The organism is Dysgonomonas sp. Marseille-P4677 (assembly GCF_016652235.1).
In the GTDB taxonomy this organism is placed as follows: Bacteria; Bacteroidota; Bacteroidia; order Bacteroidales; family Dysgonomonadaceae; genus Dysgonomonas.
On record NZ_JAEPKU010000134.1, the window covers coordinates 1 to 12,049 of the forward strand.

Sequence of the window (12,049 nt, forward strand, 5' to 3'; positions counted from 1 at the left end):
TTATAATTCTAATATTAATATAAAAAATTACTATGCAGTCAATCATTAATTTACAATTACCTGAATTTAAAGTACAGGCTTACCACAATGGTGCGTTCAAAACAGTTTCTCATGAAGATGTAAAAGGAAAATGGGCAATTTTCTTCTTTTATCCGGCTGACTTTACATTTGTTTGTCCTACAGAGTTGGTTGATGTTGCTGATAAATATGAGCAGCTTCAAGCAATGGGAGTAGAAGTATATTCTGTAAGTACAGATTCACATTTCGTGCATAAGGCATGGCACGATGCTTCAGAAAGTATTCGCAAAATCAAATATCCAATGCTTGCTGATACAGTAGGTGTTCTTAGCCGTGCTTTCGGTGTTATGATAGAAGAAGATGGAATGGCTTATAGAGGTACATTCTTAGTGAATCCAGAAGGGCAAGTTAAAATTGCTGAGATTCATGATAACGGAATTGGCCGTAATGCAGACGAACTTCTTCGCAAAGTGGAGGCTGCTCAGTTTGTTGCTACTCACGATGGTGAAGTGTGCCCTGCAAAATGGAAGAAAGGTGAAGAAACGTTGAAGCCTAGTATTGATTTGGTCGGAAAGATCTAGAAATAACAAGACCGGTCTTAGGCCGGTCTTATTTTTTACAAACTATTTGAAAAAATTATATGTTAGACACATCCTTAAAAGAACAGTTAAAGTCTCTTTTCGCTGACCTAAACTCTCAATATGTATTCGATATAAAAGTTTCCGGGCAACATGAAAGTCGTAGCGAGTTATTAGAGCTACTTGGAGATGTAGTATCTTGTTCGCCAAAACTATCGAGCCAAATAAATGATGGAAATGGCCTTGAATTTATACTCTTAAAAGATGGGCAAAACACAGGCGTCAAGTTTAGGGGGATTCCTAATGGGCATGAATTTACATCTTTACTTTTAGCAGTATTAAATAGTGATGGAAAAGGGAAGAATATTCCCGATGACTTTATTTTAAGCCGAGTAAAAGCATTAAAGGGGCCTATCCATTTGACCACTTATGTATCACTTACATGTACTAATTGTCCGGATATTGTTCAAGCGTTAAATATAATGGCTATCTCTAATCCGGAAATAAGTCACGAAATGGTTGATGGTGCCATAAACCAGGAAGAAGTAGATGCTTTAAAACTACAAGGAGTTCCGGCTGTATTTGCCGATGGCAAATTAATACATGTTGGACGAGGTGATTTTGCTGAATTGTTGGTAAAACTTGAAGAAAAATACGGATCGGATACAAAAAGTACTGATTCGGAAATTAAGAACTATGACGTTGTTGTCGTTGGAGGTGGGCCTGCAGGTTGCTCTGCTGCCATATATTCTGCTAGAAAGGGATTGAAGGTCGCCTTACTTGCTGAGCGTATAGGCGGACAAGTTAAAGAAACTGTAGGTATAGAGAATCTTATTTCTGTAAGTAAAACGACAGGAGAAGAATTGTCTGCTAATCTAAAGATGCATATGCAGGATTATTCGATAGACTTACTCGAGCACCGAAAAGTAGAAAAAGTTGAGAAAGTAGAGGAGAATAATAAACTGATCCACGTTAGTGGAGGGGAGAGATTTATCACATCTGCCCTTATTATAGCTACTGGAGCCAGTTGGAGAAAATTGAATATACCCGGAGAATCGCAATACATAGGAAAAGGCGTAGCATTCTGCCCTCACTGCGATGGCCCTTTCTACAAAGGAAAGCATGTGGCTGTAATAGGAGGCGGAAATTCGGGGATAGAAGCTGCCATAGACCTAGCAGGAATTTGTTCACGAGTTACTGTATTCGAATTTATGGAAGAGTTGAAGGCGGATACAGTATTGCAAAATAAAGCTAAAAGTCTTCCGAATGTTGAAATAATACTGAACACTCAAACTACAGAGGTATTAGGAAACGAAAAAGTAACCGGACTGAAAGTGAAAGATAGGGCAACCGATGAGGAGCGTGTTTTAGATTTGGATGGTATTTTTGTTCAAATAGGGTTAGCTCCAAATAGTTCAGTCTTTAAAGATCTGGTTAATACTAATCGTTTCGGAGAGATAGAAGTAGATGGACATTGTCGTACAAACGTTTCGGGTGTATATGCGGCAGGAGATGTTACAACAGTTCCTTATAAGCAGATTATAATATCGATGGGAGAGGGTGCTAAAGCTTCTCTTTCGGCTTTCGAGGATCGTATAAGAGGTAATGTCTGGAATATAATCGACTAACGATAAATTGATATAAAAAAGGATACCAATCATACTGGTATCCTTTTTTGTTTATTAATTATTTCAGATAGGTATCGAACCAGCGAGCAAACTCACGTTGAAATAAGACTCCATTCTGAGGTTGAGAGATCCAGTGGTTTTCATTTGGATAAATAAGCATGCGGGCAGGTATTCCTTTTAGTTTGGCTGCGTTGAAAGCCATCATACCCTGCGATGCTAATATACGGTAGTCTAGTTCACCATGAGTAATCATAATAGGAGTATCCCATTTATCTACAAACCGATGTGGAGAATTAGCATATGAGCGCTGAGCTATAGAGTTGTTTCTATCCCAGAACGAGCCTCCTAGATCCCAATTGGCAAACCACATCTCTTCTGTTTCCAGATATTGCGCTTCGAGATTGAATATGCCGGCATGAGAAAGGAATGCTTTGAATCTCTTGTTGTGATTTCCTGCTAACCAATATGTAGAGAATCCTCCATAACTGGCACCCGTACATCCAAGCTTATCTGCGTTAACAAATGGTTCTTTAGCCACAGCATCAATAGCTGATAGATAGTCTTTCATATTCTGACCACCATAATCCTTGCTAATTTGCTCAAGCCACTCCTGTCCGAATCCCGGCAAACCTCTGCGGTTTGGAGCCACAATAATATATCCGTTCGCCGCCATCATTTGCAGATTCCAACGGTAAGACCAGAATTGACTAACAGTGCTTTGAGGACCGCCTTGACAATAGAGTAGGGCAGGGTATTTTTTATTTGGATCGAAGTTAGGAGGATATACAACCCATGTCAACATCTTTTTGCCATCAGTAGTCGGTATCCAACGTTCTTCTACCTTACCCATTGTTAATTGACTTATTATTTCCTTATTCTCGAAGCTTATTTCTGTTGCTTCTCCATTGGCTGTATTTACAGTATATATTTCATTCGGGGCAGACAATGAGTGGCGCAAGGCTATTAATTTATCTCCGGATATACCGAAAGATTCATAGTCATAGTCTCCTTTTGTAATTTGATTAATTTCTTTAGTGTGAACGAAGGCTTTGAATATATGTGTTTTTGCCTCTACACATGATATGAAATAAATGCTTTCGTTGTCATTCCATGTAAGGAAATCAGTATTGTAATCAAATTTCTCGGTTACATATATTTTCTCTCCAGTAGCCAGATTTAGTACGAACATTCTATTTTTATCAGATTCGTATCCATCACGTTCCATGCTCTGCCAAGCAATATATTTTCCATCGGGAGAGAAGGTCGGATTTGTATCATAGCCCATCATCCCTTCGGTAAGGTTCGATGTTTGTTTGGTTTCTATATCATATAAGTATATATCTGAGTTGGTAGAGAGTGCATATTCCAGCCCTTTTTTCTTTCTACAGGTATAAGCGATTGTCTTACTATCAGGACTCCAAGCTATCTGTTCTGTACCACCATAAGGAAGCATTGGACATTCGTAAGGTTCACCATCCAGTATATCTATACTATTAGAAAGTTTAGAGCCATCATAGTCTGCTATAAATGTATGAGGTATTTCTTCCACCCAATGATCCCAGTGTTTGTACATCAAGTCATCTATAATACGTCCTGAAGCTTTTGGCAAATCCGGATATTTATCTACAGTACGTTCTCCAAATTTAACGTTTTTGATATACATAATTTTTTTCTCGTCAGGAGAGTATGAGAAACCGTCGATACCACCTTCAATTTCACTTATTTGAGTTCGTTGGGTGCCGTCAGCATTCATTTCCCATATCTGAGATGAACCACTATCACTACTTAAAAATGCGATTTTAGTTCCTCCTTTTATCCATATAGCATTATTTTCACTTTTAGGAGTTTGAGTGATTTGCTTTTTGTTCGAACCATCTACATTCATTGTAAACAATTCTCTGTTAGTCTTATTCTGCTCTATACTCACATAGGTAACTCCATACAGAACCTTCGATTTGTCAGGAGATATCTGTACATCACTTATACGTCCGAAGCTGTAAAGGATTTCGGGAGTCATTATGCCGTTTTCGGCAACAACTGTAGCTTTTCCTATAATAGGAGGTTCTTTGTCTGTTTCTGTTTTCTTGTCTGCCGAATTGCAGCCAATCATTGCAGCTCCCAGAAATAATGCCATAATTAATTTGTATTTCATATAGTTTAATTGTTTTTACGCCTTCAAAGTTATTAGTTTTTTATGATAGGAGCGAATATTGATTTGAAATTAATTGTATCAGTATTTTATATGGAAATATATTATGAGAATTGGTCTCTGAACAATATCTTTCAATAAAGATTATCTCTCAGATTGAGTACTCAATAATAATCGTCATATATGTTCGGTTCAGGCTATAACAAAAAAGAGTTGACTTTCAATAGCCAACTCTTTTATTTTATAATAGAAGAAAATCTAATTATTCAGCTTTTCCTGCACTACCCAACACTTCTTCAATTTTGTGTTTGTATAGTTTTTTCATGTTGTCACGAGCTGGTCCTAGATATTTACGTGGATCGAATTCAGCCGGTTTTGTAGCAAATACTTCACGAACTGCAGCTGTTAGAGCTAAACGGCTATCAGAGTCGATATTGATTTTACATACAGCCGATTTTGCAGCTTTACGCAATTGCTCTTCAGGGATACCAATTGTATCTTTAAGCGCACCACCATATTTATTGATAGTAGCCACTTCTTCTTGTGGAACTGATGAAGCACCATGAAGAACGATAGGGAATCCAGGAAGTTCTTTTTCTATATCTTCCAAGATGTCGAAACGCAATGGAGGCGGAACAAGATGTCCGTTAGCGTCTTTAGTACATTGTTCCGGAGTAAATTTGTTTGCTCCGTGAGAAGTACCGATAGAAATAGCAAGAGAATCACAACCTGTTCTTGTTGCAAAGTCTACAACTTCTTCTGGTCTTGTGTATGTATGATGATCTGAAGATACTTCATCTTCTACACCTGCTAATACTCCAAGTTCACCTTCTACTGTTACATCAAATTTGTGAGCGTAATCAACAACTTTTTTTGTAAGAGCAATATTTTCTTCATATGGAAGATGAGAACCATCGATCATTACAGAAGAGAACCCTGAATCGATACAGTCTTTACAAGTTTCGAAAGTATCACCATGGTCTAAGTGAAGAACGATTTGTGGTTTTTCCCATCCTAAGCTTTTTGCATATTCTACAGCTCCTTGAAGCATGTAACGTAATAAGATTGGGTTAGCATATTGACGAGCGCCTTTAGAAGCCTGTACAATTACCGGAGATTTTGTTTCTGAAGCAGCCTGAACGATAGCTTGCAACTGCTCCATATTGTTGACGTTAAACGCAGGAATTGCATATCCTCCTTTTACGGCTTTTGCAAACATATCTCTCGTGTTTACTAGCCCTAAATCTTTGTAACTTACCATTGTTTTTGAGTTTTTATTTATAATAATTATTGTGAATAAATCATATATTCTTAAACCGATGCAAAAATAACAAATTTATGCGAGATTAGGGTTTAAAATAAGATAAAATAACCTATTCCGTGTTATTTCCATAACGGAGTCGGATATTCTCCTTTTTCTACAAGTTTTTGTATTTTTTCAACTACCGAAGGTCTGTCTTCAGAATATGTTACTCCAAACCATTTTGACGGAGTATCCAATACTTTTACATCAGCTGTTTTATTAACAATAAGGTGATCTACCATCAACGGTATAAAATACTCCGCTTTATGATTCCCTATGTTAGCTTCTAAAAACTTAACAAAGTATTTTTCAGAGTGTTCGAAATAGTCGGGCGTAAAACCCCACATGTTCATCGAAACCGGAGTGTTTTCCCCAAGTTTATACCAATAGTTTTCAGCATCTTTATATTGTATGTCTCCATCTTTGCGCTCGATATGGGTACGTTCCACAACACTTTTTAAGAAGCCCTGATCATCGGTTTCACAAACTCCTCGTGCAACAGCTCCACTTTCGGAGAGGGTATTACTTAAGCGATAGCCTACCATGCAATAATGATTCTCTGTATCTACCATTTTATTCAATTGGTCGGCTAAGATAACATAGCTTTCACGTCCATAAAAATCATCTGCATTAATAACGGCAAAAGGTTCGTTGATAACATCTTTAGCCATCATAACGGCATGATTTGTGCCCCACGGTTTTTGTCTGTCCGGATGCAGTGTGAATCCGGCGGGCAAATTATCCAGTTCCTGGTAGACTACTTCCACTGGGATATGATTTTCATATTTTGACACGATTTTTTCACGGAATTCTGCATCAAATGATTTACGTATAACAAATACAACTTTTCCAAATCCGGCTCTTAGAGCATCATAGATGGAATAATCCATAATTGTTTCTCCATTAGGACCTAGTCCGTCCATTTGCTTAAGGCTTCCATAACGGCTTCCCATACCAGCGGCAAGCACATACAAGGTTGGTTTCATAATAAAATATTTTATAGTTATTTTTTAGAGTCACAAAGATAAACTTTTAAGACTTAAAATAAATAATTTTATATAATTATTGACCTTTTATATGCCAGAATGATAATTTTCTTGACTTTAGGATTTTATCCTTTCTTACACACACAGGGGGATGAGATAGATATATTCAAAAACTAGATATAAACCTTTTTTAATTAAAATTAAATGAGTACTATATTATATACGAATATAAAACTGGAGAATGTGTTAAAAATATAAAATAAAAGCAAAAAGATAGTAGATGCAGACTCTTTTTAACAAAAAAATATTGGCAAAACCCAAAAATAGCTAATATACCATAATATAGGTATTTTTTTAATATCTAATAATTGTTATATTTGCCAAAAATATCCTTAAGATATTACTTGTTTTTAGTGCTTTTATTGATATGGATCGTAAACGATCCGTGATATTATTATTTGAAGAAAATAACTTAAGAAAAGATAAACATTAGAGTAGTATTCCACCGTATTAAAATCGAATAAAAATATAACTGTTCAATCTATTATATAATTTTATTTTAGTTATCATGAAGTTAAAGATAATCACTTTCTTTATTGCTCTACTAAACGTATCTCTTGTTCTTGCCCAAACTGGCAATATTGTAAGAGGTACAGTTATAGACCAAGATGGCGAACCTCTTATAGGTGTAGCTGTTTCAATAAAAGGTACCACTAGTGGTACGATAACGGATTTGGACGGCAAGTATTCACTTGCTGCCGAAAAATCAAAAACTATTGTTTTTACCTATATAGGATATGAAACAAAAGAAGTAATAGTTGCATCAAATACCATTAATGTAACTATGGAGAGTTCCGAAAATATATTAGACGATGTTATCGTTGTAGCATATGGTACTGCATCCAAAGCAGGATATACAGGTTCGGCTTCGACCGTAAAAGCAAAAGATATTTCGAAATCACAGGTGAGTAGTGTTTCTCGTTTGCTTCAAGGTACTGCTTCGGGTGTGCAATCGGTAGCTGCCTCCGGGCAGCCGGGCTCAGATGCTGACATATTCATTCGTGGAGTTGGATCTATCAACGCATCCAGTAAGCCATTGTATATTGTAGACGGTGCTCCATATGATGGTAGTCTCAACTCTCTGAATCCGGCAGATATAGAATCGATAAACGTACTAAAAGATGCAGCCTCGACTGCTCTTTACGGTTCACGTGCAGGTAATGGTCTTATTATCATTACAACAAAGCAAGGCCGTAAAAATGAGAAAGCTGTTGTAGACGCCCGCTTTACATACGGTATATCGGGACGTGCAGTAAAAGATTACAAACAGGTAACTACCAATCAGTATTTCCAGATGACATGGGAAGCTATGCGCAATCAACAACTTTATGTAAACGGAGCTACTCCGGATGCGGCTGCTCAATACGCAACTGATAATCTAACAGCACGTTTAGGTGTTAACAATATGAATCCATATGGTACAGCTTTTCCGAAACCAGTAGATACAAATGGTAATATGGTGGCAGGTGCTACCCCTCTATGGAACGATAATTGGTCGGATGAGTATACCCAAGATGCTCATCGTTTGGAAACAAATGTAGGTATATCTGGAGGTAGTGCGGGAACGACTTATTATATCTCACTCAACTATCTTGACGATCAGGGTATTGCTCCAGCTTCGGATTTTAAGCGATATACAGGTCGTGTAAACCTAAATTCTGATCTTAAGCCGTGGCTGCGTGTTTCTACAAGTATAGGACTTACTCATTCGAAACAAAATGCGCCAAAGGGTGATGACACCTCTACAGCAAATGCTTTATTTACAGCTCGTTTGATTCCGAGTTTTTATCCTATTTGGAAACGAGATCCTAATACAGGAGATTTTCTTGATGGTAAGAAAGAATATGATTTTGGAGATTATAGGCCATCTTCTGCATCTAGTGGTAACAATCATCTAGGTACTGCTCCTTACGATTTTAATAGAGTAATAAGGGATATGGCATCCATCAGAGCTGCTGTAGAAATAGATATATATAAGGGCCTATCATACAGAGGTAGTATCAATATCGATTATACGAACAGAAACAATCACAACTATTACAACCCAAGTATAGGTCCTGAAATAAAGAATGATATAAAAGGTTCTGTTACAAAATATAATTATCGCACTACAGGATCTACAGGTAATAATGTATTCACATATAAAACCACAGTGGAAGATGTGCATAACCTCAAATTCCTTGCCGAAGAGTATTATGAATATAACACAACTAACTTTTACGGTCAACGCAGCGGACTTCCGGCTCTAAGTTTCGAAGACCCCGATGCAGCAAGCCTTCTTGTAGATTTTGGTGGATATTCGGATCAATATAAGTTATTGAGTTATTTTGGTAGTGGAGAGTATAATTATAATAATAAATATTATGCTTCTGCTTCGATTCGCCGTGATGGTTCTTCTCGTTTCTCACCGAAAAGTCGCTGGGGTACATTCTGGTCTGTTGGAGGTTCTTGGAGAATATCTGAAGAAGACTTAATGAAGAATATCGGAGCTATCAACAAACTTTCTCTTCGTGCCAGCTATGGTGGACAGGGAAATGACAACCTAAGTGAATATTATGCATACAAAGCTTTGTTTAAGATACAAAATAATCTGGGAGAATCAGGTTTTGTTACATCTCGTTTGGATACTGAAGACCTACAATGGGAAACGAATCTGAATCTGAATATTGGTCTTGATTATGCCTTTTTCAACAGCAGGTTGACAGGATCTTTCGAATACTTCAACCGCAGATCAAAAGATTTATTATTTGAAATTCCAAAACCATTATCGACAGGTTATTCAGGTCTTTCGGCCAACATCGGCGCAATGAAAAACTATGGGGTAGAACTTTCTATTACAGGTCGTATCATTGAAACTAAAGATCTTAAATGGGATTTAACAGTAAATGCAACTCATTATAAAAACAAAATAACTGAACTGCCGCAAGAGCAAATTATTTCGGGTACTAAATTATTACGAAAAGGAGGATCTATTTACGACTTCTTTATGGTGGAATGGGCCGGTATAGACCCGGAGGATGGATTACCTCAGTGGTACATGACCAACGACAATGGCGAGAGAGTTCCAACAAAAACCTATAACAATGCGAATACAACTAAATCTAAAATTGTTAAAGGAAGTGCCATTCCCGATCTGGTAGGTGGATTCAGTACAAATCTCACATTCAAAGATTTTGAATTCTCTGCGCTTTTTGCTTACTCTATTGGTGGAAAACTGTTCAATCAGGATAAATTATATATTTTACACAATGGTAGCAGTGCCGGACGTTCTATGTCTGTAGATATGTTGGATCACTGGACACCTGAAAATAGATATACGGATATTCCGCGTCTGCAAACAGTAAATTCCAATTCTTGGACAAGTACATCGACGCGCTTCCTCGTAGATGCCAGCTATATGCGTATGAAAAATATGACGATAGGATACAATTTGCCTAAATCTTTACTAAAAAAGATATATATAAGCAATTGTAAAGTGTTCTTACAGGGAGAAAATCTATTTACAATATTTGGCGAACAAGGTCTTGATCCGGAACAAAACATCAACGGTGTTAGTTATTTCCGTTATCCGGCTATGCGCACAGGATCAGTAGGAGTTAATCTTACATTCTAACTAGTTAGTAATCCGAAAAAACAGAAAACAATGAAAAAAGTATTATATATAATCATATTTGCAATTTTGGGTTATTCGCTCCAATCTTGCGATTTGGAAACTAACCCTACTAATGCGGCAGCAGAAGATGTAGTGTTTGATAATGCAGTAAATGCAGAAAAGGTATTGAATGGTACATGGTCGTATATGATGGAAACATTTAATACCTATGCAAATCCGGGATGGGCATGTTTGTTCCGCAGTAGCGATGCTATGGGGAGTGATGTGGCCATGCAGCCAAATAAATATGGCTTTTATTCTCAATACTCATTTTCGGCTACAGTCAGCACAAGTTCGGGAACTGTACAAAATATCTGGGCTATCGCATATAAAACGATAGACAATATGAACCATTTGATAACAAAAATAGATGGGGTTCCCGGTGATGCGGCATTAAAAGTTAGAGTAAAATCACAAGCGTATGCTCTGAGAGGATACATGTATCTTAATCTGGCTACATATTTTGCAGGTAACTATAAAGACAATCTGAATGAACCTTGTGTGCCTATTTATCTGACTCCGACTAATAGAAATACAGAGGGAAATCCAAGAGAAACTGTAGAAAAAGTATACAAGCAAGCCGAAGATGATCTGTTGGAAGCATACAAAGGAATTGGTTCATACAGTGGCGGTACATCTAAGCACAAGATAAATAAAAGTATTATTTCCGGTCTTTTGGCACGCCTATATCTGCAAACCGAATCTTGGGTAGATGCCGAGAAATATGCAAAAGAAGCTGAGACTCCATATAAATGGATGGCCCAAACTGATTACCTCGGAGGTTTTAACGATCAGAACAATCCTGAATGGATTTGGGGGCACGGACAAACTGCTGACCAGAGTAATGCCAGCTATAACTTTCACTATTTGGATGTATCGTCTACTTCATCTTACTATTACAGTTTTATGGCCGATCCGTATTTCAAAGACCTGTTTGATGAGAGTGATATTCGTACTCAATTGTTCGAATGGGATGCAACTCGTTTTGAGGGGGGATTGATGTACAAAAAGTTCAGATTTAAAAGTGACCAAACAGCCGATATTGTGATGATGCGTAAAGCTGAAATGGTATTGATCGAAGCAGAAGCATTAGCTGAACAAAATCTGCTGAACAAAGCAATAGAAAAACTGAATGAATTGAGAACTCAGCGCGGTGCGGAACAACCTGATCTTTCCGGATTATCGAAAGATGAACTTGTAGATAAAATCCTTATCGAGCGTAGGAAAGAATTGTTTGGTGAAGGCTTTTCTTTATATGATATTAAGCGAAGAAAAAGATCTGTAGAAAGAAAGCAGGTACCTGACAATACGACTGTGGTTGTAGGTGATAAGACATTAACAGTGCAAGGACATACTATTCTGAAATTCCCTGATGGAACGGCATTTAAAGCTGATAGTCCATATTACATTTTTGCTATTCCTGCTTCGGAAACTCAAAATAACCCGAATTTGAATAAGTAGTATTAGATAGACTCAATATATTATAAAGAGCTGTAGACTGTATAGTCCTACAGCTCTTTTTTATGGGTGTCAATAATTGATTTTCAGTATATTTATCTATACTTCAGATTGTAACTCATAAAACAAATTGTAATGTCGAAGTATAGTGAAAAATTAGCCAATGAAATTTGTCGATACATGGAAATGGATTTCTATTCCATATCTGAAATATGCA

General features: G+C 37.2%; 7 protein-coding genes. 4 read left to right on the forward strand and 3 right to left on the reverse strand.

Annotated features, from left to right (window positions below):
• The first annotated feature begins 32 nt into the window (after positions 1-32).
• Together ahpC and ahpF are read left to right on the forward strand one after the other, a co-directional pair.
• A complete protein-coding gene (ahpC, locus tag JGH11_RS16645; protein ID WP_201113694.1) occupies positions 33-599 on the forward strand; it encodes an alkyl hydroperoxide reductase subunit C in 567 nt (188 codons plus the stop codon).
• 59 nt (positions 600-658) lie between these two features.
• Positions 659-2,224 (forward strand): alkyl hydroperoxide reductase subunit F, encoded by a 1,566-nt coding sequence (gene ahpF / locus JGH11_RS16650; RefSeq protein WP_201113696.1) that lies wholly within the window; start codon positions 659-661, stop codon positions 2,222-2,224.
• 58 nt (positions 2,225-2,282) lie between these two features.
• Here the strand turns inward: ahpF and JGH11_RS16655 are convergent, their stop codons facing one another.
• From JGH11_RS16655 to JGH11_RS16665, 3 genes are all read right to left on the reverse strand, one after another.
• Entirely contained in the window at positions 2,283-4,376 is a 2,094-nt protein-coding gene (locus JGH11_RS16655; RefSeq protein WP_201113698.1) for a S9 family peptidase, read from the reverse strand.
• 259 nt (positions 4,377-4,635) lie between these two features.
• Positions 4,636-5,634, reverse strand: a complete 999-nt coding sequence (locus JGH11_RS16660) for a class II fructose-bisphosphate aldolase (protein WP_201113700.1) — start codon at positions 5,632-5,634, stop codon at positions 4,636-4,638.
• 122 nt (positions 5,635-5,756) lie between these two features.
• The gene (locus JGH11_RS16665; RefSeq protein ID WP_201113702.1) at positions 5,757-6,662 is read right to left on the reverse strand and encodes a sugar phosphate nucleotidyltransferase; all 906 of its coding nucleotides are present in this window, start codon (positions 6,660-6,662) and stop codon (positions 5,757-5,759) included.
• A gap of 568 nt (positions 6,663-7,230) precedes the next feature.
• Between JGH11_RS16665 and JGH11_RS16670 the strand changes: the two genes are divergently transcribed.
• Positions 7,231-10,335, forward strand: coding sequence for a TonB-dependent receptor (locus JGH11_RS16670; protein WP_201113704.1), 3,105 nt, complete (start codon positions 7,231-7,233; stop codon positions 10,333-10,335).
• Between the two features lie 30 nt (positions 10,336-10,365).
• Complete coding sequence (locus JGH11_RS16675; RefSeq protein WP_201113706.1) at positions 10,366-11,835, forward strand: RagB/SusD family nutrient uptake outer membrane protein; 1,470 nt, start codon at positions 10,366-10,368, stop codon at positions 11,833-11,835.
• Positions 11,836-12,049 lie beyond the last annotated feature (214 nt).

Excerpts from the sequence above, each read along its gene's own strand:
- ahpC (WP_201113694.1), top strand. The coding sequence starts at position 33 with ATGCAGTCAATCATTAATTTACAATTACCTGAATTTAAAGTACAGGCT.
- ahpF (WP_201113696.1), top strand. The coding sequence starts at position 659 with ATGTTAGACACATCCTTAAAAGAACAGTTAAAGTCTCTTTTCGCTGAC.
- JGH11_RS16655 (WP_201113698.1), bottom strand. The coding sequence starts at position 4,376 with ATGAAATACAAATTAATTATGGCATTATTTCTGGGAGCTGCAATGATT.
- JGH11_RS16660 (WP_201113700.1), bottom strand. The coding sequence starts at position 5,634 with ATGGTAAGTTACAAAGATTTAGGGCTAGTAAACACGAGAGATATGTTT.
- JGH11_RS16665 (WP_201113702.1), bottom strand. The coding sequence starts at position 6,662 with ATGAAACCAACCTTGTATGTGCTTGCCGCTGGTATGGGAAGCCGTTAT.
- JGH11_RS16670 (WP_201113704.1), top strand. The coding sequence starts at position 7,231 with ATGAAGTTAAAGATAATCACTTTCTTTATTGCTCTACTAAACGTATCT.
- JGH11_RS16675 (WP_201113706.1), top strand. The coding sequence starts at position 10,366 with ATGAAAAAAGTATTATATATAATCATATTTGCAATTTTGGGTTATTCG.